This is a genomic window from Microvirga calopogonii (assembly GCF_003347665.1).
GTDB classification, from domain to species: domain Bacteria; phylum Pseudomonadota; class Alphaproteobacteria; order Rhizobiales; family Beijerinckiaceae; genus Microvirga; species Microvirga calopogonii.
In genome coordinates, this window is the sequence record NZ_QDGA01000020.1 from 68,944 (window position 1) to 92,779 (window position 23,836).

Annotated in this window: 18 protein-coding genes and 1 tRNA gene; 9 read left to right on the top strand and 10 right to left on the bottom strand. The window is 66.1% G+C overall.

The genetic code is table 11. From position 1 onward, the window contains the following. Positions 1 to 15: 15 nt before the first annotated feature. Both olsB and DDF70_RS16810 read right to left on the bottom strand, forming a co-directional pair. Positions 16 to 948, bottom strand: coding sequence for a l-ornithine N(alpha)-acyltransferase (gene olsB / locus DDF70_RS16805; RefSeq protein WP_114946010.1), 933 nt, complete (start codon positions 946 to 948; stop codon positions 16 to 18). 174 nt (positions 949 to 1,122) lie between these two features. Beyond that, the gene (locus tag DDF70_RS16810; protein ID WP_114946011.1) at positions 1,123 to 2,661 is read right to left on the bottom strand and encodes a YifB family Mg chelatase-like AAA ATPase; all 1,539 of its coding nucleotides are present in this window, start codon (positions 2,659 to 2,661) and stop codon (positions 1,123 to 1,125) included. A gap of 301 nt (positions 2,662 to 2,962) precedes the next feature. Here DDF70_RS16810 and DDF70_RS16815 point away from each other — a divergent pair, with 301 nt between their 5' ends. Together DDF70_RS16815 and DDF70_RS16820 are read left to right on the top strand one after the other, a co-directional pair. Next, positions 2,963 to 4,057 carry a PAS domain-containing sensor histidine kinase gene (locus DDF70_RS16815; protein ID WP_162820454.1) on the top strand — a complete coding sequence of 365 codons (1,095 nt, stop codon included), beginning with the start codon at positions 2,963 to 2,965 and terminating at the stop codon, positions 4,055 to 4,057. After that, on the top strand, positions 4,050 to 4,502 hold the full coding sequence (locus DDF70_RS16820; protein ID WP_114946013.1) for a response regulator: 453 nt from the start codon (positions 4,050 to 4,052) through the stop codon (positions 4,500 to 4,502). The genes DDF70_RS16815 and DDF70_RS16820 overlap by 8 nt, the downstream gene beginning before the upstream one ends. Positions 4,503 to 4,511: 9 nt before the next feature. On the opposite strand, the gene mutS is transcribed toward DDF70_RS16820, so the two are convergent. Continuing rightward, entirely contained in the window at positions 4,512 to 7,238 is a 2,727-nt protein-coding gene (mutS, locus tag DDF70_RS16825; RefSeq protein ID WP_114946014.1) for a DNA mismatch repair protein MutS, read from the bottom strand. A gap of 150 nt (positions 7,239 to 7,388) precedes the next feature. On the opposite strand from mutS, the gene DDF70_RS16830 reads away from it, so the two are divergent. Then, positions 7,389 to 9,680 carry an NADP-dependent malic enzyme gene (locus DDF70_RS16830; RefSeq protein ID WP_114946015.1) on the top strand — a complete coding sequence of 764 codons (2,292 nt, stop codon included), beginning with the start codon at positions 7,389 to 7,391 and terminating at the stop codon, positions 9,678 to 9,680. Between the two features lie 19 nt (positions 9,681 to 9,699). Here DDF70_RS16830 and DDF70_RS16835 read toward each other — a convergent pair whose 3' ends face one another. Beyond that, positions 9,700 to 10,866, bottom strand: a complete 1,167-nt coding sequence (locus DDF70_RS16835; protein WP_114946016.1) for a DUF305 domain-containing protein — start codon at positions 10,864 to 10,866, stop codon at positions 9,700 to 9,702. A gap of 200 nt (positions 10,867 to 11,066) precedes the next feature. On the opposite strand from DDF70_RS16835, the gene DDF70_RS16840 reads away from it, so the two are divergent. Then, entirely contained in the window at positions 11,067 to 11,678 is a 612-nt protein-coding gene (locus tag DDF70_RS16840) for an HAD family hydrolase (RefSeq protein WP_114946017.1), read from the top strand. Between the two features lie 187 nt (positions 11,679 to 11,865). Further along, a complete protein-coding gene (hrpB, locus tag DDF70_RS16845; RefSeq protein WP_114946018.1) occupies positions 11,866 to 14,331 on the top strand; it encodes an ATP-dependent helicase HrpB in 2,466 nt (821 codons plus the stop codon). 167 nt (positions 14,332 to 14,498) lie between these two features. Here hrpB and DDF70_RS16850 read toward each other — a convergent pair whose 3' ends face one another. The 4 genes from DDF70_RS16850 to aroA form a co-directional block, all read right to left on the bottom strand. Beyond that, positions 14,499 to 14,876, bottom strand: coding sequence for a methylglyoxal synthase (locus DDF70_RS16850; protein WP_114946019.1), 378 nt, complete (start codon positions 14,874 to 14,876; stop codon positions 14,499 to 14,501). Between the two features lie 12 nt (positions 14,877 to 14,888). Then, on the bottom strand, positions 14,889 to 15,692 hold the full coding sequence (locus DDF70_RS16855; RefSeq protein WP_114946020.1) for a DUF1194 domain-containing protein: 804 nt from the start codon (positions 15,690 to 15,692) through the stop codon (positions 14,889 to 14,891). Positions 15,693 to 15,951: 259 nt separating this feature from the next. Next, positions 15,952 to 16,590, bottom strand: coding sequence for a (d)CMP kinase (gene cmk / locus DDF70_RS16860; protein WP_114946021.1), 639 nt, complete (start codon positions 16,588 to 16,590; stop codon positions 15,952 to 15,954). A gap of 7 nt (positions 16,591 to 16,597) precedes the next feature. After that, positions 16,598 to 17,947, bottom strand: a complete 1,350-nt coding sequence (gene aroA, locus DDF70_RS16865; protein WP_114946022.1) for a 3-phosphoshikimate 1-carboxyvinyltransferase — start codon at positions 17,945 to 17,947, stop codon at positions 16,598 to 16,600. Between the two features lie 171 nt (positions 17,948 to 18,118). Here aroA and DDF70_RS16870 point away from each other — a divergent pair, with 171 nt between their 5' ends. From DDF70_RS16870 to DDF70_RS16880, 3 genes are all read left to right on the top strand, one after another. After that, positions 18,119 to 18,502 (top strand): TIGR02300 family protein, encoded by a 384-nt coding sequence (locus tag DDF70_RS16870; RefSeq protein WP_114946023.1) that lies wholly within the window; start codon positions 18,119 to 18,121, stop codon positions 18,500 to 18,502. Positions 18,503 to 18,580: 78 nt separating this feature from the next. Further along, a tRNA-Ala gene (locus DDF70_RS16875) sits at positions 18,581 to 18,656 on the top strand. A 199-nt stretch (positions 18,657 to 18,855) separates the two neighbouring features. Continuing rightward, complete coding sequence (locus tag DDF70_RS16880) at positions 18,856 to 21,072, top strand: malate synthase G (protein ID WP_114946024.1); 2,217 nt, start codon at positions 18,856 to 18,858, stop codon at positions 21,070 to 21,072. 39 nt (positions 21,073 to 21,111) lie between these two features. Here DDF70_RS16880 and DDF70_RS16885 read toward each other — a convergent pair whose 3' ends face one another. Then, complete coding sequence (locus DDF70_RS16885) at positions 21,112 to 22,146, bottom strand: 5-oxoprolinase subunit C family protein (protein ID WP_114946025.1); 1,035 nt, start codon at positions 22,144 to 22,146, stop codon at positions 21,112 to 21,114. Then, positions 22,143 to 22,862 carry a 5-oxoprolinase subunit PxpB gene (gene pxpB, locus DDF70_RS16890; protein ID WP_245435519.1) on the bottom strand — a complete coding sequence of 240 codons (720 nt, stop codon included), beginning with the start codon at positions 22,860 to 22,862 and terminating at the stop codon, positions 22,143 to 22,145. The genes DDF70_RS16885 and pxpB overlap by 4 nt, the downstream gene beginning before the upstream one ends. A gap of 228 nt (positions 22,863 to 23,090) precedes the next feature. Here pxpB and DDF70_RS16895 point away from each other — a divergent pair. Beyond that, positions 23,091 to 23,836: 3-hydroxybutyrate dehydrogenase (locus DDF70_RS16895; RefSeq protein WP_114946027.1), on the top strand; the 746-nt coding region annotated here is incomplete at its 3' end.

Below are 23,836 nucleotides of genomic sequence, written 5' to 3' on the forward strand. Positions count from 1 at the left end.
CGTTCCGTCAGATGCTCACGCCGCGTGGCGGTTCGCCGCCGGGCCGAAATGGTCGATGTAACGCGGGTTGATCGCCGAGACGGGCAGGATGACGAGCACGTCCGTGGTGCCGAACTGCCGGTCGATCACGGCTCCCGTACCGAAGGTTGCGCCCAGGCGCAGATAGCCCTTGATCAGGGGCGGCAGGGCATGAAGCGCGGCCTTGGGATCGATGGCTTCCTTGGGCAGGATATCCATCGCCGTGAAGCGCCCCGGCAGGGCGCGGGCCTGCCACTCGGCGGGAGCAGCCGCATAATGGTGCAGGAAACTTAAAGGGAGTGCCAGATCCTTCGGTTCGGTGCCCTCGAGGCTGGCGCAGCCCATCATCACGTCGATGCGGTGGTGGAGGACGTAAGCCCAGATGCCGTGCCAGAGCAGTTCGACCGTGCGCTTGTTGCGATAGGGTTCGAGCACGCAGGAGCGCCCGAGCTCGAGAAAGCGCAGGCCCGGATGTGCCTTGAGCAAAGGCGCGATGTCGTATTCGCCCCGCGTGTAGAAGCCGCCGTGGCGGTGGGCGATGTCCTGGCGGAGCAGGCGATAGGTGCCCACCACTTTCGGCTTCGTGGAGCGGAAGGGTTTCGGCTTGACGTCATGATCGAGCACGAGAAGATGGTCGCAGAAGGCGTCATAGGCATCCACGTCCCGGCGCGAAATCAAGGCGGCCCCATTGGGAGACGCGGACATCTCCTCGTAGAAAACCTTGAAGCGCAGGCGCTGGGCCTTCCGAATTTCCCGCGCCGTCGTGGCGAGACGCACCTCCAGCGAACCGATGCGGCCGAGCACGGGATCGAGGCTGCCGTAGTCGCGGACGATCTTGCCGGTGCCGGGAATGAGTTTGGTCAAGCCGTGCGGGCGCAACCCCAATGTGGCGGGAACAACTGCCGTCTCCTTCGACGGGGAAAGATTCATCGCTGCCTCACGGGATCGTGCCTCTGATGCCGGTTCAAGCTTGGCGCTGTCCGGCCTCTACATGACATAAAACCCATTCCAAACTGTTTTGTGACAGAAAACATAAATGTCCCGATGGAAAACATAGAGGTTGGTTGGGTATTCACGGCGCCACGCGACAGGTGAATATTCCGCTCAGGCAGCCGCCGGGCGACGGTCCGCATGGGCCCGGTAGGACAGAGCTTCGGCCAGATGAATGCGCCGCACGCGATCCTCCCCGTCAAGGTCGGCGAGGGTGCGGCCCACCTTCAGCACGCGATGGAAACCCCGCGCCGACAGGCGCATGGTATTGGCGGCATCACGGATGAGGGCCAGACCCTCCGGGTCGGGTTGAGCCACCTCTTCCAGAAGCGCGGGCGGGCAGGCCGCATTGGTGGTGATGCCGTCGAGGTTCAGGGCCGCGTAGCGCTTCGCCTGCCGCTCGCGGGCCCGGGCAACGCGGGCCGCGACGTCCGCCGATCCTTCCACAGGTGGTGGCAGGATCAAGTCGGCGGCCGTGACGGCCGGAACGTCGATGGCGAGATCGATGCGGTCGAGCAGCGGGCCCGAGAGCCGCGCCTGATACTGCGCAACGCAGCGCTCGTTGGGTTGGCGGCGGCAGACATAGCCCGGCTCGGTGGCTTGGCCGCAGCGGCAGGGATTCATGGCAGCAACGAGCTGAAACCTTGCCGGATACGTCACGCGATGGTTGGCCCGCGCGATCAGGATCTCGCCTGCCTCCAGCGGCTGGCGCAGCGAATCGAGCACCTGGGGCTGGAACTCCGGCAACTCGTCGAGAAAGAGAACGCCGTGATGGGCGAGCGAGGCCTCGCCGGGGCGGGCATTCAACCCGCCGCCGACGAGCGCCGCCATGGAAGCCGAGTGGTGCGGTGCCCGGAACGGGCGGCGATTGGACAAGGCTCCATCGGCGAGGAGCCCCGCGACGGACTGGATCATCGAGACCTCCAGCAACTCTCGCGGCGAGAGTGGCGGCAGGATCGAGGGGAGGCGCTGCGCGAGCATGGACTTGCCGGCCCCGGGAGGACCGTTCATCAGCAGGTTGTGCGATCCGGCGGCCGCGATCTCCAGCGTCCGCTTGGCGCTTTCCTGGCCCTTGATGTCGCGCAGGTCCGGCAGCGAACCTGAAGCGGGCATGAGGGCCGGTTCAGGCCGCGCCATGACCTGCGTTCCCTTGAAGTGGTTCGCGAGCTGGATCAGGGAGCGCGGGGCCAAAATCTCGATGTCGCTGCCGGCCCAAGCGGCCTCCGACCCGCAGGCCTCGGGGCAGATCAGCCCGTGCTCGCGCTCATAGGCCGCCATGGCGGCCGGCAGGGCACCGGCCACCGCTGTGATGGATCCGTCGAGGGCCAGTTCGCCCAGCACCGTAAAACCGTTGAGGGCATCCGCCGGAATCGCCCCGATGGCGGCCATGACGCCGAGTGCGATGGGAAGATCGTAATGGCTTCCTTCCTTCGGCAGGTCGGCCGGGGCGAGATTGACCGTGATCCGTTTCGCCGGGAGGGCCAATCCTGAGGCGATCAGGGCCGAGCGGACCCGCTCACGGGATTCCGCCACGGCCTTGTCGGGCAGGCCGACGATCATGAAGACGACGGAGCCGGGCGAGATCTGAACCTGGACGTCGACCGCACGCGCCTCGATTCCCTCGAACGCAACAGTGGAAACGCGCGTGACCATCCCTCGACCTCCTTGAGAGATCCGATGTTAGCGCGACGTTTTGAAACGCGATAGTGTTTCAGAAATTATTCCGGAGAGCGGCGCGACTCCATGATGCAAATGCGGAACCCTGCCGTCACCGTCGCGTTGAGTCCCACTATGTCGCGAGCCGCACCGCGGAAAACTCGCGGAAGCGCAAGGGTTCTACCATCGACGGGGCGGTTCCTGGTATGGGACGGTTAATCTTCTTGAGCGAGCCGGCACGGCTGAGCTGTGAGCTCATACGTGGCGTTATGAAGTCGTAATGTTGGCCGAGACCCACATGTCCGCTTCAGAACGAACGGCGGACCTCCCGGATGCTCCCTTGCGGGCAGCCTTCCAGTTCATGCGCATGCCTGTTCTCATGGTCGATCCGCATCGGATGCATGCGCCTGTCCTCTTCGCCAACAAGGCCTTGCTCGACCTGACAGGCTATTCGCAGGAGGAGATATCGGGTCGGAACTGGCATCTCCTTCACATGCCGGGCTCGGGCATGGACGCCCTGAACGCGATCGATGGCGCGATGCATGACGGAGAGGCGCTCGAGGCCGGGTTCGTCGGGCGCCGGAAGGATGGCTCCGCGTTCAAATGCTGTCTGGCCCTCTCTCCCGTTCATGACGAGGCAGGCCACCTTCGACGGGTCACTCTCGTGCTGACGGATATCGGCTCGGCGCAACATTCCGAGCGGGATGGCACCGAGACGAGCGGGCATCTGGAGGAGCAGGTCGAACGCCGGACCGTGGCGCTCCAGGCAGCCCTGGACTGGAGGACGGCGCAACTCCACGAAGTCGAGCATCGAATCAAGAACACCCTCCAGATGACTGCTTCCCTGGTCCTGCTGAAAGCCCGCCGCATGCGGGACCCGGAGGCGCGGAAGGTCCTGCAGGAAACCGCCGAGCGGGTCAGCGCCCTCTCGGCGGCGCACCGGCTTCTCTCCGTGGCAGGGGATGCGGGCCGGTTCAACCTGAAGGAATTCACCTCGGAGCTGGCCGGGGAACTGGTCACGGCGCTGCCGACGGGACAGGTCGAACTCGACCTCGATGTTCAGCCTCTCGGCGTTCCGGCCCCCAAGGCGACCGCGCTGGCACTTCTCCTGAACGAGCTCATCGGCAATGCCGTTAAGCATGCTTTCCCAAATGGGCGCCGGGGCCGATTGACAATCGCGATCGGGCGGACGGAAAACGGCCTCAAAATCGCCGTCGAGGACGATGGCGTCGGTCTCGATCACGCTCCCCCGGCCGAGGGAAGTTTTGGGAAAACCTTGATCACGATGTTGGTCCAACAGTTGAAGGGGCAGTTGACTTGGCGCGATCAGAAGCCAGGTACACTTGCTGAAATCGTGATGCCCGTCGATGCGCAGGAGATGAAGTTTGAGTAGCGAGAAGCCGTTGCGCATCCTCATTGTCGAGGATGAAATCCTGATCGCGCTCGAACTTGAAAGCTTGCTGCAGGATCTGGGACATGAGGTCGTTGGGATGGCCGCGTCGTCCGCGGAGGCTCTTTCCCTCGGCCAGACGCTCCGGCCCGACCTCGCTTTCGTCGATGTTCACCTGGCGGACGGACCGACTGGCGTCGATGTCGCACGCAGCCTCTCGGTCAACCACCGGGTCACGGTGCTCTTCATGACGGCGAATGCCAAGCGGATCCCGGAGGATTTCGCCGGGGCCTGGGGCGTCATCGCCAAGCCCTACACGGAACGCGGCGTCCGCGAAGCCCTGAACTACGTCATGGCCGGGCAGCTCCGCGAGCCTGACGAAGCACGGACGGTGACCTTCGTCCCTTTCGGCGCATCCCCTCGGGAGCGTAGCTCCCAGATTTCCTGACGCTTCTTTCTATTTCTGCGCCTTGAGCCGGTAGAGCGCATCAAGCGCCTCCCGCGGCGTCATCGCATCCGGATCCAGGGCGTCGAGTGCCTCCCGCAGGGCGTCCCGCTTCGGAGCCGGCGCGGGCTCGGCCCGGACGGGAACGGCAAAAAGCGGCAGGTCGTCGACGAGCGCACGCTTGGGAGCCTCGCGGTCCGACTTTTCCAACTCGCTCAGGATCGTCTTCGCCCGTTCGACCACGGGCGCCGGCAGACCGGCAAGCCGCGCCACCTGCAGGCCGTAGGAGCGGTCGGCGGCCCCAGGCACGACCTCGTGCAGGAACACCACCTCGCCGTTCCACTCGGTGACCTTCAGGGTCGCGTTGGAAATCCGCTTCATCCGTTCGGCGAGCGCGGTCAGCTCATGAAAGTGGGTGGCGAACAGCGCGCGGCAGCGATTGACCTCGTGCAGGTGCTCGATGGCCGCCCAGGCGATGGACAAACCGTCGAAGGTGGCGGTGCCGCGCCCAATCTCGTCGAGGATGACCAGCGAGCGGGCGGTTGCCTGGTTGAGGATGGCGGCGGTCTCCACCATCTCGACCATGAAGGTGGAGCGGCCCCGCGCCAGATCGTCGGCGGCGCCGACGCGGGAGAAGAGCCGGTCGACGATCCCGATATGGGCCTCCTTCGCCGGCACGTAGGATCCCATCTGGGCCAGGACCACGATCAGAGCGTTCTGGCGCAGATAGGTGGATTTGCCGCCCATGTTCGGGCCGGTGATCAGCAGGATGTGGCCCGCGTCCTTCCCTGAGAGGTTCGAGTCGTTGGCGATGAACGGAACGCCATCGCGCTTCAACGCCGCCTCGACCACCGGATGCCGGCCGCCCTTGACGGCGAAGGCGAGGCTCGTGTCGACGACCGGACGGGTCCAGTCGAGGCGCATGGCGAGGTCGGCCAGGGAGGCGGTCACGTCGATGACGGCAATCGCTTCGGCAGCCGCCGCCACATCGGCAGCGAGGTCGAGGAGCGCCTGCACCATCTCGTCGAACAGCGCGAGTTCGATCTTCAAGGCCCGGTCGGTCGCAGACGCGATCTTCGATTCAAGCTCGCCCAGTTCCATGGTCGAAAAGCGCATGGCGCCCGCCATGGTCTGGCGGTGGACGAAAGTGTCCTTCCACGGCTCCTTGAGCAGGTCCTCGCCCACGTTCTGCGGCACTTCCACGAAATAGCCGATCATGTGGTTGTGCTTGACGCGCAGGGTCCGGCAGCCGGTCTCGGTGGCATAGCGCGCCTGGAGAGCCGCGATGAAGCGGCGGGAATCCTGCTGCAGCTCGCGAAGCTCGTCGAGGCTGGCATCGAAGCCAGCGCGTATGAAGCCGCCATCGCGCTTGAGCAGCGGCAGTTCGTCGGCAAGCGCCGCGGCAAGCCGGTCCGCCACGTCGGTCCGCAAGCCCTGGAGCACCTGTGCGGCCGCAAGCAGTTCCTTCGGCAGGTCGGGCGCAATCGCCAGTTCGAGCCCGAGTTCGCGCGCTGCGAACAGGCCGTCGCGGACGCAGGCGAGATCCCGCGGCCCGCCGCGTCCGAGACTCAGGCGCGAGAGGGCGCGCGCCAGATCGGGCGAGCGCTTGAGGATGCGCCGCAGGCGATCGCGCAGGTCGTTGTTCTCGACGAGCGTCGTGACGGCATCCTGCCGGTCGCGGATCTGGTCCGGATGGGTGAGGGGGCCGGCAAGCCGCTCGGCGAGCAGCCGCGCGCCGCCCGGCGTCACCGTGCAGTCGATCGTGGCGAGCAGACTGCCCGCGCGCTCCCCGGACAGGGTGCGGGTCAGTTCCAGATTGGCGCGGGTCGCCGCATCGATAGCAAGCGCCGCACCAGATGTGTCGCGGGAGGGCGGGTTGAGCGCCGGGCGGCTGTCGATCTGAGTCTTCTCGATATAGAACAGCGCGCTGCCTGCCGCCGTGATCTCGGCGGGGCTGAAGGCCCCGAAGGCATCGAGGGTTGCGACCCCGAAATAATCTCTGAGCCGCCGTTCCGCCGATGCCGGATCGAGTCCGTCGCGGGACAGGGGCGTGATCGACGCGCGGGTCTCCTGCCAGAAGCTCCTGAGGTCCGGGTCGTCGTGGATGACGTCGGGCACGAGGATCTCGCGCGGCTCGAAGCGGGCGATCTCGGCGGAGAGACCGGTGCCGTCCGTCTCGCTCAAGACGAAATGGCCTGTGGAAATGTCGACGGCGGCAAGGCCGTAGCACCATTGCGTGTCGGACGCGCGGCGCCGGGCGATGGCGAGCAGGTAATTCGCCCGGCCGGGTTCCAGCAGGCGCTCCTCGGTGATCGTCCCCGGAGTGACGAGGCGCACCACGTCGCGGCGCACCACGGATTTGGCGCCGCGCTTCTTCGCTTCCGCCGGATCTTCGGTCTGCTCGCACACGGCGACCCGGTGGCCGAGGCCGATGAGGCGCTGGAGGTAGTCGTCGGCGCGCTCCACGGGCACGCCGCACATGGGGATGTCCTGCCCCTGGTGCTTGCCGCGCTTGGTCAGCACGATGCCGAGCGCCTGGCTGGCGATCTCGGCATCCTCGAAGAACAATTCGTAGAAGTCGCCCATCCGGTAGAACAGCAGGCTGTCCGGGTTGGCCGCCTTGATCTCGATATATTGCGCCATCATGGGCGTGACCCGGCTGTCCTGCACGGCCGTGGGGGCAGGCGCGGCGTTCGACGGGGCGGTCTCGGAGGATTTATAGGCGGCTTGGGACGACATCCGGTCTGTTTAGCAAAGCTGGCCCGCCCTTTCATCCGTGTCATGGGGTCCAAAGGGCGGATGTGGACAAGTCTTGAGAAAGGCGCCTCCTATGCCTTAAGGTCGCATCCCCTTTTGGAAACGCCTACCATCAAGAAGAAACCATATTCCATGACCGACGATCAGCGCCCGATCCGCCGCAAACGCCCCACCTTCACCGATCAGGAGGCGCTGCAGTTCCATGCCCAGGGAAGGCCCGGCAAGCTCGAAGTCGTCCCGACCAAGCCCATGGCGACGCAGCGCGACCTGTCGCTGGCCTATTCGCCGGGCGTCGCGGTGCCGGTGCTGGCGATTGCGGACAATCCGTCCCTGGCCTTCGACTACACGACCCGCTCCAACATGGTGGCGGTGATCTCGAACGGAACCGCGATCCTCGGCCTCGGCAATCTCGGCGCGCTCGCCTCGAAACCGGTCATGGAGGGCAAGTCGGTTCTCTTCAAGCGCTTCGCGGATGTGGACTCCATCGACCTCGAAGTCGATACGGAGGACGCGGACGCGTTCATCAACTGCGTGCGCTATCTCGGTCCGTCCTTCGGCGGCATCAATCTCGAAGACATCAAGGCGCCGGAATGCTTCATCATCGAGGAGCGCCTGCGGGAATTGATGGATATCCCCGTCTTCCACGACGACCAGCACGGCACGGCGATCATCGCGGCGGCGGGCCTCATCAACGCCCTGCATCTGACCGGCCGCGACATGGCGAAGACCAAGCTCGTGGTGAACGGCGCAGGCGCTGCCGGCATCGCGTGCACGGAGCTTCTGAAAGCCATGGGCTTCGCGCCCAACAACGTCATTCTCTGCGACACCAAGGGCGTGATCTACCAGGGCCGCACCGAGGGCATGAACCAATGGAAATCGGCTCACGCGGCCAACACAAGCGCCCGTACGCTGGCGGATGCGCTGAACGGCGCCGATGCGGTGTTCGGCCTCTCGGCCAAGGGCGCGTTCACGGACGAGATGATCCGCTCCATGGCGCCCAATCCGATCATCTTCGCCATGGCCAATCCCGATCCGGAAATCACCCCGGAAGAGGTCGCGCGCATCCGTGACGACGTGATCATCGCCACGGGCCGCTCGGATTATCCGAACCAGGTCAACAACGTTCTCGGCTTCCCTTACATCTTCCGCGGCGCGCTCGACGTGCAGGCGACCACGATCAACATGGAAATGAAGATCGCCGCCGCACAAGCATTGGCGGACCTCGCCCGTGAGGACGTGCCGGACGAAGTGGCGGCCGCTTATCAGGGTTCGCGTCCGCGCTTCGGGCGGGAATACATCATTCCCGTGCCCTTCGACCCGCGCCTGATCCACACCATTCCCATGGCTGTGGCGAAGGCCGCCATGGATACGGGCGTCGGGCGCCGTCCCATCGTCGACATGCGCTCCTACAAGGCGCAGCTCTCGGCGCGGCTCGATCCGGTGGCGGGCACGCTCAACCGCATCTTCGAGCGCGTGCGCAAGTTCCCGAAGCGGGTCGTCTTCGCCGAAGGCGAGGAGGAGCAGGTGATCCGCGCCGCCCTGTCCTTCGTCAACCAGGGGCTCGGCAAGGCCATCCTTGTCGGGCGCGAGGATCGCATCCAGGAAACGGCCGTGCAGGCCGGCATCGAGCTCGAAGGCCGCGAGGGGATCGAGATCCACAATGCGCGCCTGTCGCATCGCAACGCAACCTACGCGCAGTTCCTGTATGAACGCCTGCAGCGCAAGGGTTACCTGTTCCGCGACTGCCAGCGCATGATCAACCAGGACCGCAATCACTTCGCAGCCTCCATGGTGGCTCTGGGCGACGCGGACGCCATGGTGACGGGTGCGACGCGCAATTACTCGACGGCACTCGCCGACGTGCGCCACGTGATCGACGCGAAGCCCGGGCATCGCGTCATCGGCATCTCGCTCTGCCTCGCGCGCGGTCGTACGGTCCTTGTGGCGGATACGGCCATCCACGAGATGCCGAGCGCCCAGGAGCTTGCCGAGATCGCCATCGAATCCGCCGGGGTCGCGCGCCGTCTCGGCTACGAGCCGCGTGTGGCGCTCCTCTCGTTCTCGACCTTCGGCCACCCGAAGGCGGAGCGTGCGGAGAAGATCCAGGAAGCCGTCGAGATCCTCGACGGCATGCGCGTCGATTTCGAATATGACGGCGAGATGTCGGCCGACGTGGCGCTCAACCGGGACGTGATGGCGCAATACCCGTTCTGCCGTCTGACGGGCCCGGCGAACGTGCTCGTCATGCCGGCGTTCCACTCGGCGTCCATCTCGACCAAGATGCTGCAGGAACTCGGCGGCGCGATGGTTCTCGGCCCGCTCGTCGTGGGCCTCGACAAACCCGTGCAGATCGTCTCGCTCGGAGCGACCGACAGCGACATCGTCAACATGGCGGCACTCGCAGCCTATAATATCGGCGGCTGATCCGCGCCTTCCGGCTTCCTCAATGCCCGTGCATCGAGGGAGCCGCTCCCCGTTGATCGGCACGGGCTTCGCCCGCAGGCAGGAACAGCGACAGGGTGGCGGACTTCACCGCCGCCAAGCCCCGGCTGCCGTGCATCAGCTCGATCTCGCCTCGCTGGGCGTGACGGGTGGCATGGGCCATGAGCCGGAGACGGAGATCTCCGGCTTCTCGCATGGCCTCGTCCGCCATGAGGATCGCTCCCTGGTGGTGCGTCGTCATGAGGCCGATGAAGAGCGGATCGAAATCGGTACTGTTCCTGCCGCGCAGCTGCTCCATCTGGTCCGGCGACAGCATGCCCGGCATGGTCGCGTGCTCCTCGGGAGAGACAGGCGCAAGGTCGCCGTCGAACCAGCTGCGCCACCATTGCCGGAAGACCGCAATCTCACCCTTCTGATCGGCCGCCATGAGATGCGCGAGATTCTTGAGGTAAGGATCCTGCGCCTTCTCGATGGCGAGTTGAGCGAGCTCGACGCCTTGAGCATGGTGACCCACCATGCGGCGCATGTAGCTCTGATCGAAGGCCGGGTTCCCTCCCATCCAGGGCAATTCCCGGTTCTGCCAGCCCAGGAAGGCGACGAGGCCGAGCGCCAGAAGCGTTGCGGTGGATAGTGCACTCCACACGACCGTGAAGCGTCGATGCGGCGAGGGAAGTCGGCCGCTTAGCCAGTCGCGCAGCCAGGGAAAGAGCGGGTACATCAGGGCCGAGAGGGCGTGCACCAGGAAGCCGATCCAGTACGGCTGGTTCAGGGTGAAGATCGGCTGCCGAAAGGGAATGAGCGGCACCAGGAAGAACCACTCCAGCGCCGAGGTGAACAGGGCCCAGGGCAGGGCGATCAGCAGAAGGGTCCGGGGCTTCAGGTGGGCCGTCCAGATCCCGAACAATCCGAAGAACACGATGGCCCACGAGAAGTCCGCCCATTGATGGAAGAGGATCCCGGCCGCGATGGACGACCAGGACGGCTCGCTCTGGAGCATGCCGTCGCGCAGCGGAATCGTCGCCACCACCATCCAGTCCACAACCGCATCGCGCCCGATCCTGGCGGCGAGGAACTGGCTGACGAGAGTGGAGAAAGTGCTGGAGATGAGGCCCAGGAGAGCGGCTGCGCGCCAGTTCAAACCTTTTTGCGCCTTCAGAAACCCGGCCATCCCACCTCCGCTTACCCGTCGAAGCAGGATAGAAACGCCCGGGCAGCGGCGTTGATCCGGCCAAGCTTCAGGTGCGGTTCAGTCCCAATGCTGTCCAGCCCCTCGTCTTTCGAAGGCTGCCCGTCGATCCTGGGAGTGGTGCGGGTGCCGCCGGGCGGCTAAACATGGGCGAACAGAATTGAAGGAAAGCATCTCTGGCCATGGGGCAGCCTAAAACCGTCGTGTTCGATATCGGCAACGTTCTGCTGCGCTGGGATCCGCGCAATCTCTACCGGCGGATCTTCGACGACGAGGAACGGATGGAGTGGTTCCTCGCCAATGTCTGCACCAACGAATGGAACCTGGAACAGGATCGGGGCCGCGACTGGGATGAGGCCGTGGCTCTTCTCGTGAAGGATCATCCGACGCACGAGCCTCAGATCCGCGCGTTCCACGAGCGTTGGGATGAGACCGTTTCGGGCGTCTTCGACGACCATGTGGCCCTCCTGCTGCGCCTGCGGGAGGCAGGCGTGCCGAATTACTGCATCACGAATTTCTCCGGCCCCAAGCTCGTCCTGGCGCAGCAGCGTTTCCCGTTCCTGTCGGGCTTCGACGGCATCATCGTGTCCGGCGACGAGCGCCTCCTGAAGCCCGATCCGGCGATCTACCATCTCCTGCTGGACCGGTATGAGCTGACGGCGGAAGACTGCGTGTTCATCGACGATTCCAAGGCCAATGTGGACGCGGCCCGGAATGTCGGCATGCACGCGATCCACTGCATCGAGACCATCGACCTGGCGGCGGAGCTGCGGCGGTATGGCTTCCCGGTGTGACATCCTCACCACGTCATCACCGGCCTTGTGCCGGTGATCTCGATCCGTAAAGCGCAGTGCTTCACTGCATCGGGATGGCCGGGACAAGCCCGGCCATGACGTGGAGGGCGTCGTCACGGGTAGCGACGGCCCGCGAATGACAAGCGATCGCACTTGCCCTCCGGGTTCGCTTGAGCCATCAGGCGGCATGCGGGTTTTCGACACCTCCCTTCCCATCGATGCCGTCCTCGGCGATCTGACGGCGGCTCTGCGCGCACGCCCCAATGCGGTCCTCGTCGCTCCTCCGGGAGCGGGCAAGACCACGCGGGTGCCGCTGGTGCTGCTCGACGAGCCCTGGGTCGATGGCGGCAAGATCATCGTCCTGGAGCCCCGGCGGCTGGCCGCCCGGGCAGCGGCGGCGCGCATGGCGCAGACGCTCGGCGAGGCCGTGGGAGAGACGGTGGGCCTGCGTGTCCGCCTGGGCTCCAAGATCAGCCGCAGGACGCGGATCGAGGTCGTGACCGAGGGTGTCTTCGCCCGCATGATCCTGGATGATCCGTCCCTCGACGGCGTTGCCGCCGTTCTCTTCGACGAGTTCCACGAGCGCTCCCTCGATGCGGATCTGGGGCTCGCCCTGGCCCTTGACGCGCAAGGGGGCTTGAGGGAGGACCTCCGCCTCCTCGTCATGTCGGCGACGCTCGATGGTGCAAGGGTGGCGAGGCTGTTGAGCGACGCGCCCGTCATCGAATCGGAAGGCCGCGCCTATCCGGTCGAGACGCGCTATCTCGGGCGCGACCCCAACCGTCGCATCGACGAGCAGGTGGCGGACGCGGTGATGCGTAGCCTGCGGGCGGAGAGCGGCTCCATCCTGGTCTTCCTGCCAGGACAGGGGGAGATCCGCCGGGTCGAGACCTTCTTGCGCGAGCGCGTCAACGATCCCGCTGTCGATATCGCGCCGCTCTACGGGGCGCTGGAGCGGGGCGAGCAGGATCTGGCGGTCAGCCCCGCCAAGCCCGGCCGCCGCAAGGTGGTGCTCGCTACCTCCATCGCCGAGACCTCGCTCACCATCGAAGGCGTCCGCGTCGTCATCGATTCCGGCCTCGCCCGTGTGCCCGTCTACGAGCCGAATATCGGCCTCACGCGGCTCGAGACCGTGCGCGTCTCCCGCGCCGCCGCCGATCAGCGCCGAGGCCGCGCCGGCCGCACCGAGCCCGGCGTGTGCTATCGGCTCTGGGAGGAGGCCGCGACGGGCGCGCTCGAACCGTTCGGGCGGCCGGAAATCCTCTCAGCCGACCTTGCGCCCCTGCTGCTCGATTGCGCCGCCTGGGGCGTCACAGATCCGACTTCTCTCGCCTTCCTCGATCCGCCGCCTGCGCCTGCCTTGAAGGAGGCGCGGATGCTGCTGCAGCAGCTCGGCGCGCTCGATGCGGAGGGGCGCATCACGGAGACGGGCCGGCGCCTGCGCGACCTGCCCCTGCCGCCGCGTCTCGCGCGGATGGTCCTGGTCGCAGGCGAGACGGGACAGGCGAGCGAAGCCGCAGATGTCGCGGCCGTTCTCGTCGAGCGGGGCCTGGGTGGCGATGCGGTGGACCTCGCCGAGCGCGTCGAGCGCTTCCGCCGGGATCGCTCGGGCCGGGCGCAGGACATGCGGCGCATGGCGGAGGGTTGGGCCAGGGGAAGCAACGGCTCCGGGCAAGGCGAACCGCATTCCATCGGCGCACTGCTGACGCTGGCTTATCCGGACCGGCTTGCGAAGGCGCGAGGCAAGACGGGCGAATACCTCATGGCCAATGGGCGCGGGGCCGTGCTGGAGGCGCATGAGCGGCTCGCCAAGGAGCCTTATCTCGCCATCGCCGAGATCGCCGGCGGTGCCGCCTCGGCCCGAATCCTTGCCGCGGCCTCCATATCGGCGGACGAGATCGAGAGCCTGTTCGGTGCGACGATCGAGCAGCGTGACGAAGTCGCCTTCGACCGGCAGGCGAAGGCCCTGCGGGCGCGGGGCGTCCGGCGCCTCGGGGCCTTGCTCCTCAACGAGCGCCCATTGAGGGTTCCGGCAACCGAAGAGGCCGCGCGGGCCCTTGCAGACGGTTTGGTCTCGCTGGGCCTCGATGCCTTGCCCTGGTCGAAGGCGCTGGCCCAATGGCGCGAGCGCGTGATGTTTCTCCGCAAGGCCGAAGGCGAGGAATGGCCGGACCTGTCGGACGACACCTTAAGCCGCACGGCCGAGGAATGGCTGGCGCCGCATCTCGTCGGCAAGACAGGCCTGAACGACATCGGGCCGGACCTGCTGAGCGAGGCTATCCGTGGCCTTCTGCTCTGGAACCTGCAGCGGCGTCTCGATGCGGAGGCGCCCACCCACATCGAGGTGCCGACCGGCTCCCAGATCCCGATCGATTACGGTGCGGAGGAGGGGCCCGTTCTCGCCGTGCGCGTGCAGGAACTGTTCGGGCTCGACAAGCACCCCACCATCGCGGCCGGACGTGCGCCGCTCATCCTGCACCTGCTCTCGCCGGCCCAGCGCCCCATCCAGATCACCCGCGACCTTCCCGGTTTCTGGCGCGGCTCCTGGGCCGCCGTGCGTGCCGACATGCGTGGGCAATATCCCAAACACCCCTGGCCGGAGGACCCGCTTACCGCACCGCCGACGCGGCGCGCCAAGCCGCGCGGGACGTGAGAGGCTCGCAGGAACATCCCGCTGGGTGAAACCGCTCCGTCATGGCCGGCCTTGTGCCGGCCATCCCGCTAAAGTGAGGCTCGGCGCTTCATCCAATCGAGATCACCGGCACAAGGCCGGTGATGACGTGGTCGAGCCAATGCGAATGATTGATCAAGTGAGACACGCTAATCCCTGAACGACTCGATCAGCCGTTCTGCCGTGGCGGGGTTGAGCGCCATGGGGATGTTGTAGACGAGGGCAAGGCGCATCAGCGCCTTCACGTCCACGTCGTGCGGATGCGGCGAGAGCGGATCGACGAAAAAGAAGAGCGCGTCGATCTTTCCGTCAGCGATCATTGCGCCAATCTGCTGGTCGCCGCCGAGCGGTCCGCTTTTCAGCCGCGTGACCGAGAGGGACGGGCAGCGCTCCATCACGCGCCCGCCGGTCGTGCCGGTGGCGAAGAGGGTGAAGGGCCGGATGTCGTTCTCGTACTTGGCCACGAATTCGGCCATGTCGGCCTTCTTGGCGTCGTGAGCCACGAGCGCCAATGTCAATTGCTTCATGGGAGGAACAGCTCAATTGCTCCAGCGGTCACGCCACTGCATCTCGCCGGCCATGCAGTTGGTGCGCGGAGGGGACTGAATGCGGTTGATCAAGGACTGCTCGGGCATCAGGTTGGCAACTTCCAGCAGGATCTTGGTCTTGATCGCCTCGATGAACTGATCGCGCTCGCGGGCCGGTACCGTGAACGCGCCCTGGCCGCCGATGACGCAGTCCCTGTAATAGATGTCGAGATCCGGGATGTCGAGGTAGCCGGGCTGGCGCAGCATGATCGGCAGGCCGTTGATGACGATACCCTTGGCCACGGCCGCATCGCGCGCCTCGATCACGAGCCGTCCCTGGTTGTTGGGCCCATCGCCCGAAATGTCGATGACACGCCGCGCCGCGTTGAGTCCGCTGTCCTCGAGAAGCTTCACGCTGAAGTCGATGGCGCTGGAGATCGAGGTCCGCTGCGCCCGGCGTAAGGGCGTCGAGGAAATCTTGTCCGCAAAGGCCATCAGGCTCTCGGAATTGTCGAGAACCGTCCAGGGAATAATGACCTTCTGGTCGGGCGAGCCTGCCCATTCCACGTACGTGACGGCGATCCGGCCCAACAGGCCGCCGCGGATCGCATCGTGAACGGGCTTGGACCGAAAGGCCTGGGCGAAGCCCTCCCGCTGCAGGGCCTGTTCGTCCGTATCCATGGAGAAGGAGATATCGACGGCGATGACGAGGGCGAGGTCCACCTCCGTGTCGGGCTGGGCCCGGGCGGGCAGCGCGAAAAGCCCCAGGAGGCAAGCAAGGCCCGCGGCAAGGCGGAGGAAGCCGGAACGAACCATCGGTATCTCCTTGTCGGGAGCCGGATTGGTCAGGTGAGTGTGCCAGCTTCTGAAACTAAGGCAAGGATACATCGGGACCAGGGGCTGCCCCAGGCATGGCGATTATGAGGTTCGTTCCTTGGCGCAGAAGCATTCTCGGACGATCCCTTCCCGTCATGGCCGGCCTTGTGCCGGCCATCCCGATGCAAAAAGGCTCGGCGTTCGACAGAAGCGGGATCACCGGCACAAGGCCGGTGATGACGTGGGAGGTAGAAGAGATCTAGCCGTTGAATGCAGAGCGCCTGCGCTCCACGAGATCGAGCGCGGCCTGGAAGGCGCCGTCGGCATCCAGGTGCGTCGTATCGATGGTCATGGCGTCGGCGGCGGCTTTCAAGGGAGCGGTGCTCCGGCTCATGTCGCGCTCGTCGCGGCGGCGGATATCCACGAGAATGGTCTCGTACTCGGCCCGTTCGCCCCGGCTCAGAAGCTCGCGGTGGCGCCGCCGTGCCCGTTCCTCCGGGGCTGCGGTGATGAAGAGCTTCACCTCGGCATCGGGGCAGACCACCGTTCCGATGTCCCGCCCGTCGAGCACGGCGCCCGGTTCCTGGGCGCCGAACTGGCGCTGGAAGGCCAGGAGGGCGTCCCGGACCGGCTGGTAGGCGGAGACCACCGAGGCGGCCTCGCCCATGGCGGCTCCGCGCAGGCGGGAATCGTCCTCCAGATGGCTGACGTCCAGGTTCTGCGCCGCTTGCGCAGCGGCGTCCCGGTCGGTGAGAGGGACGTCGCGGTCCATGAGCACGCGGGCGACGGCCCGGTAGAGCAGTCCCGTGTCCAGATGGGCGAAACCGTAATGTTCGGCCAGACGCTTGCCCAGGGTCCCCTTGCCCGAGGCGGCAGGTCCGTCGATGGCGATGATCATGAGCGGCTCAATCCTGGATCGTGGCGCCGAGCTCGCGCATGAGCGGGATGAAGGACGGGAAGCTCGTGGCGATCATGGCCCCGTCATCGACCGTCATCGGCTGGTCCGTCGCCAGGCCCATGACCAGGAACGCCATGGCGATGCGATGGTCGAGATGGGTGGCCACCGGGTTGCCGCCCCCGCGAACCTTTCCGTTCGATCCATGGACGAGGAGGTCGTCGCCCTGGATCTCGTGCTCGACGCCGGCTTCCGCGAGACCTGCGGCGACGGCCGCAAGGCGGTCGGATTCCTTCACGCGCAGCTCATGGAGCCCCTGCATCCGGGTCGTGCCCTGGGCGAAGGAGGCTGCGACGGCCAGGACCGGGTACTCGTCGATCATGGACGGCGCCCGGGCATGGGGGACCGTGACGCCGGTCAGGCGGCTGTGGCGGACGCGCAGGTCGGCGACCGTCTCGCCGCCTTCGTCCCGCTCGTTCAGGCGCTCGATGGAGGCGCCCATCTCGATCAGCGTGGTGATGAGGCCCGTCCGCAGCGGGTTCATCATCACGCCCTCGATCACCACGTCGGACCCGGGGGTAATCAGCGCGGCCACCAGGGGGAAGGCTGCCGAGGAGGGGTCCGTCGGCACGACGATGTCGGTGCCGCGCAGCTCGGGCTGGCCCAGGAGCGTGATCGCGCGACCGTCCGCGCCGTGCGGGACGACTTCGACGCTCGCACCGAAATGGCGCAGCATCCGCTCCGTGTGGTCGCGGGTGGCTTCGCGCTCGATCACGGTCGTCTTGCCCGGGGAGTTGAGGCCGGCGAGCAGGATCGCGGACTTGATCTGGGCCGAGGCGGCCGGGGTCTCGTAGGTGATCGGGATCGTCTCCTTCGGGCCGCGCAGCGTGAGGGGCACCCGTCCGCCCTCGGCCTCGCTGACCACGGTCACGCCCATCTTCGTCAGCGGGTCGAGGATCCGGCGCATGGGGCGCTTGCGCAGCGAAGCGTCGCCGTCGAAGGTGCTCGTGATCGGGTGGCTCCCCGCCACGCCCATCATGAGGCGCGAGCCGGTGCCCGCATTGCCGAAATCGAGAACGTCCTTGGGTTCCGTCAGGCCGCCGATGCCCACGCCGACGATCCGCCACCGGCCCGGCGCTTCGCGGGTGATGGTGGCGCCGAGCGCCCGGCAGGCTTCCGCAGTGCGGAGCACGTCGTCACCCTCCAAGAGGCCTTCGACCCGGGTCTCGCCGATGGAGAGAAGCCCGAAGATCATCGAGCGATGCGAAATCGACTTGTCGCCGGGCACGCGGATGCGCCCTTTCAGGGGCGTTCCAGACCTGCTGGCGACAGGGGACGGCGATCCGTGCGCGTGCGACATTTCGGGTTCCTCAAGACTCCTTATCAGGGCGCGCTCCTAACACGGGGTTTTCCCGCCGTCACGCGCAAGCTGGCACGAGCCTTCGCCCGCTCTTGCAATTTCCTATTTGACAAGCCATTCCCTCATGACTAACGGAGCGTTCCCAACCATTCACACCTGAAGGCAATCACCGTGGCCAAACCGGAACTCGGCTTGAAGCGCCAGTGCATGAGCTGCGGCGCAAAATTCTACGATCTCAACAAGGACCCGGCGGTCTGCCCGAAATGCGGCACCGTCTTCCAGGCTACTGCCATGAGCCGCGTCGCCGCTCCCGTGGTGGCCCGTGCCGCCGCCACCGATGACGACGAGACCGATCTCGAAACGACCGGGCCGGAGATGGTCTCCCTCGACGAGGTCGAGGCCGGCGAGAACGAGAAGGACATCCCGGTCGATGACGATATCGACGTGGGCGACGACGTGGCCGACGACGATACCTTCCTCGAGGACGAGGAAGAGGGCGACGACGACGTGTCCGACCTGATCGACAGCGATCTGGAAGACGACGAAGAGGCTTGAACCTCGGATCAGAGGCGACTATAGAGACGCCTCTGCTTCGACAGAGATCGCCGCGGCACCCCACGCCGCGGCCATAATGGGGCCATAGCTCAGCTGGGAGAGCGCTTGCATGGCATGCAAGAGGTCGGCGGTTCGATCCCGCCTGGCTCCACCAAATTCCTCAAAAACAGCCGCCGCCCAGGCGGCTTTTTTGTTGCACCGGCCCGGTTGGAGGGCCGAATCTAATCCCAAAGCATAGGCTCCGTCCGGAGCGGTCGTTCGTCCTTTTGCTCATGGAAATGACGTCGATCTTCATTTTTAGTCACAACGCCTTAAGCTAAGGCAAAGCCCATTAGCCACCGAAAGCGGGAACGATGACGACGCGCGTCCAGACGAACGGCCTCCAGGTTGCACCGGTTCTCCACGATTTCATCGAACGGGAAGCACTGGCGGGCACGGGAGTATCGAGTTCCGCCTTCTGGGCCGGCCTGGCCGGGCTCGTCCGGGACTTCGCTCCCCGGGACCGCGAGCTGCTCGCCGTCCGCGACAAGATCCAGGGCCAGATCGACGAGTACCATCGTGCCCGCGCCGGCAAGCCCTTCGACCAGGCGGATTATGAGCGTTTCCTGCGCGACATCGGCTATCTCCTGCCCGAGCCGGAGGATTTCTCCGTCCAGACCCAGCACGTCGATGACGAGATCGCCCGCATCGCCGGCCCCCAGCTCGTCGTGCCGGTCTCCAATGCCCGCTATGCGCTCAATGCCGCCAACGCCCGCTGGGGCAGCCTCTACGATGCCCTCTACGGCACCGATGCCATTCCGGAGGAGGACGGCGCCAACCGGTCCGGCGGCTACAACAAGGAGCGCGGGGCCAAGGTCGTGGAGCGCGCCCGCGAGGTGCTGGACCGGGCCGCTCCGCTCGCCGGCGGCAGCCATCGGGATGCGGCCGGTTATGCCGATCGGGACGGAGGGCTCATCGTCACCCTGCAGGACGGCACCGAGACCGGCCTGATCGATCCGACCCAGTTCATCGGCTACCAGGGCGAGGCGGCCAACCCGTCCTCCGTGCTCCTGCGCCACAACAACCTGCATCTCGACATCCGGATCGACCGCTCGCATCCGATCGGTGCCGAGGATCCGGCCGGCATCGCCGACGTGGTGTTGGAATCGGCCATCTCCACCATCATGGACCTGGAGGATTCCGTGGCGGCCGTGGACGCCGAGGACAAGGTTCAGGTCTACCGCACCTGGCTCGGGCTGATGAAGGGCGACTTGGTCGAGAGCTTCGAGAAGGGCGGCAAGACCGTCGAGCGCCGTCTCAATCCCGACCGGGTTTATACGATGCCCAACAGCGGCGAGCTGCGCCTGCACGGGCGCAGCCTCATGCTGGTCCGCAATGTCGGCCACCACATGTTCACCGATGCGGTGCTGGACGAGGAGGGGCAGGAGATCCCCGAGACCATCCTCGATGCCGCCGTCACGTCGCTGATCGCGATCTACGACCTGAAGGCCTCGGGGCCGATCCGCAACAGCCGCGCCGGCTCGGTCTACATCGTGAAGCCCAAGATGCACGGGCCCGACGAGGTCGCTTTCGCCAACGATCTCTTCGCGGCCGTCGAGGACATGCTGGGCCTTGCCCGCAACACGCTCAAGATGGGCATCATGGACGAGGAGCGGCGTACCACCGTCAACCTCAAGGCCTGCATCAAGGCGGCTGCCGAGCGCATCGTGTTCATCAACACGGGCTTCCTCGACCGCACCGGCGACGAGATCCATACCTCGATGGAAGCCGGCCCCATGATCCGCAAGAACGACATGAAGTCGACCGCCTGGATCAAGGCCTACGAAGACAACAACGTGGATGTGGGCCTCCTCTGCGGCCTGCCCGGCAAGGCGCAGATCGGCAAGGGCATGTGGGCCGCGCCCGACAAGATGGCCGACATGCTGGTGCAGAAGATCGGCCATCCGCAGGCCGGCGCCAACACCGCCTGGGTGCCGTCGCCCACCGCCGCGACGCTGCACGCGCTGCATTACCATGAGATCGACGTTCCGGTCCGTCAGGAGGAGCTGAAGGAGCGCCCACGCGCCAAACTGTCCGATATCCTGACCATCCCGGTGTCGCAGTCGAACTGGGCGCCGGAAGCGGTCCAGCAGGAACTCGACAACAACTGTCAGGGCATTCTCGGCTACGTGGTGCGCTGGATCGACCAGGGCGTCGGCTGCTCCAAGGTGCCGGACATCCACGATGTGGGGCTGATGGAAGACCGCGCCACCTTACGCATCTCGAGCCAGCACCTCGCCAACTGGCTGCGCCACGGCATCGTGTCGAAGGACCAGGTCATGGAAACCCTGCGCCGCATGGCCACGGTGGTGGACCGGCAGAATGCGGGTGATCCGGTCTACCGTCCGATGGCGCCCAAATTCGAAGGCCCGGCCTGGAACGCCGCCTGCGATCTGGTCTTCAAGGGCGCCGAGCAGCCCAACGGCTATACCGAATGGATCCTGCACGCGCGCCGCCGCGAGGCCAAGGCCGCAGGAGCGCCGGACCGCAGCGAAGAGAGCGGCGTCAAAACGAAGACGCAGGCGAAATAAGATGAAAAAGGGCGCCGCTGGTTCGGCGCCCTTTTTGTTTCAATCGCCGTGCTCGGCCGATGCGGCGGCGAGCGCGTCGACCGTGCCGCCGATCAGGTTGCGGCTCAGAAGATGCTCCGTCGTGAGCGCGAAGCGCACGGGCGTGAGGCTCGAGGGCAGGGAGGCCATCCAGTCCTTCAGCCGACGCGCGGCGGCCAGAGCCTCGTCACGCTCCACGGCCTTGAAGCGCACGGTCGATCCGGGGCGCATCTGGGCGAAGCGGGCGAGATCGGCGCTGATCACGGTGGCGATCTTCGGATAGCCTCCCGCCGTCTGCCGGTCGCGCATCAGCACGATGGGCTGGCCGCTGCCCGGCACCTGGATATGGCCGTCCACGATCCCGTCCGAGACGATGTTGAATCCCTTGGCATGTTCAAGGCGCGGGCCGGTGAGCTGGAAGCCCATGCGGTCGGCCTGGGGGCTGATGGTGAATTCGCTCTCCAGAAAGGTCCGGATTGTTTCCGGCGTGAAGTAATCGTCCTGCGGCCCCAGCATCACGCGGATCGGGCCGCTCTCCTCCATCACATCGGCGGTGAGCTGCATCGGTTCCCGGTCCTGGGCTTCGGTCCGGCCCGGGAGGCGGTCTCCCGCTTTCAGCGGCGCGCCCTTCAGGCCGCCGAGACGGGAGCGCAGATGGAACGACAGGCTTCCCAGTTCCGGCTCGACCGCAAAGCCTCCCGCAACGGCAAGGTAGGCGAAGGTGCCGCTTCGCGGATGCCCCACCTCCAGAACCTGCCCCTCCTTGAGAACTACGGAGGTCTGTGGAGCGACAGGCGTTCCATCGATGCTGCAGGAACATCCGGCGCCGGCGAGCGCCAGATGGAGGTCGCCGCCCTCGGACGTGAAGGCGCCGCCGAGATTGACGAACTCGATGGCGGCCGTCTCGGGCGCGTTGCCGACGAGCGCATTCGCCATTGCCAGCGCGCGGCGATCCATGGCACCCGAGGGCGAGACGCCGGAGCCCTGGTAGCCGAGACGCCCGCGATCCTGCAGGGAGGTCATCGGGCCGCAGGATTTCACCACGAGATCGGTCATGGGCGCACCTCCTCGGCCACGGGTTCGCCGGCGAGCGACGCCTTCTCCAGCGCCTCCCAGCGCGATGAATCGACCGGCTCGAAGACAATCTCGTCGCCGGCCGCGAACAGGAAGACCGGGTCGCGCCCCGGCGCATAGGGCCGAACCGGCGTCAGCCCGAGATTGTGCCAGCCGCTCGGCATGTCCATGGGAGCGATGCCCGCCTGCTCGCCGCCGATCATGATCGTGCCGGCCGGGATCTTCGCCCGGGGATGAAGCCGACGGGACGTGGCGATCCGTTTGTCGAGGCCCCCAAGATAGGTGAAGCCCGGCAGGAAGCCGATCATGTAGATCCGGTAGATGGCCGAGGAATGGATGTCGATCACTTGGTTCGGCGTCAGGCCGTGCAGGCTCGCCACCTCTTCCAGATCGATGCCGTACTCGCCGCCATAGACCACCGGCACGCGCCAGCGCCGGCCCACGGCGTTGCGGGGCGGCAGGTTCTGCGTTTCGGCTTCCAGAAGGCCGACCAGGGCGTCATAATCGGTAGTCACCGGGTCGAACTGGATCGTGAGGGAGCGATAAGTGGGCACCGTCTCGATCAGGCCGGCCGGGGCGCGGCTTCGGACGATGTCGTCCAGGGCCAGGACCATGCCGTTGATGTCCGGGTCGATCGTGGAGCCGAACTCGACGGTCACGGCGCTGTCGCCGCAGGGAAGTATTTTCGGTGTCGCCACGATGCACCCCTGTTGACGATCCGGAAGGGCCTCGTGCCCGAATCCCATATTGCTGCCGATCCGGCAACAGGTCCCGGAGCCAACGGGCCATGCATCCCAAGCAGATGAGGGGATTGCCGGAGGGTCAGCCTTCCGTGCTCCTTTTTGCTAGGCTGACCTTCGCCTTCTTGTTCGTGTTATGCCATCCCCCATCTCATGCCTGGAGCCCAGGCTTACGCGGAGTAGATCATGACTTTGACATCCAAGACTGCTGTCGTGACAGGCTCGACCAGCGGCATCGGCCTCGCCATCGCCCGCGCTCTCGCCAAGGAGGGCGCCAATGTGGTCATCAACGGCTTCGGCGATGCGGACGCCATCGAGAAGGAGCGTGCCGCCATCGAGAGCGAGTTCGGCGTCAAGGCGATCCATTCGCCGGCCGACATGTCGAAGCCGCACGAGATCGAGGAGATGATCCGCCTGGCCGAGCGCACCTTCGGGGGCGTCGACATCCTCGTCAACAACGCGGGCATCCAGTTCGTCTCGCCGGTGGAGAACTTCCCGGTCGAGAAATGGGACCAGATCATCGCCATCAACCTGTCGTCCGCGTTCCACGCGATCCGCGCCGCGGTGCCGGGCATGAAGGCGCGCCAATGGGGCCGCATCATCAACACGGCCTCGGCCCATTCGCTCGTGGCCTCGCCGTTCAAGTCGGCCTATGTGGCGGCCAAGCACGGCATCGCCGGCCTCACCAAGACGGTGGCGCTCGAGGTGGCGACCGACGGGATCACGGTCAACTGCATCAGCCCCGGCTATGTCTGGACGCCGCTGGTCGAAAAGCAGATCCCCGACACCATGAAGGCGCGCGGGCTGACCAAGGAGCAGGTGATCAACGACGTGCTGCTGGAGGCGCAGCCCACCAAGCAGTTCGTGACCGTCGATCAGGTCGCGGCGCTGGCCGTGTTCCTGTGCTCGGACGCGGCGAGCCAGATCTCGGG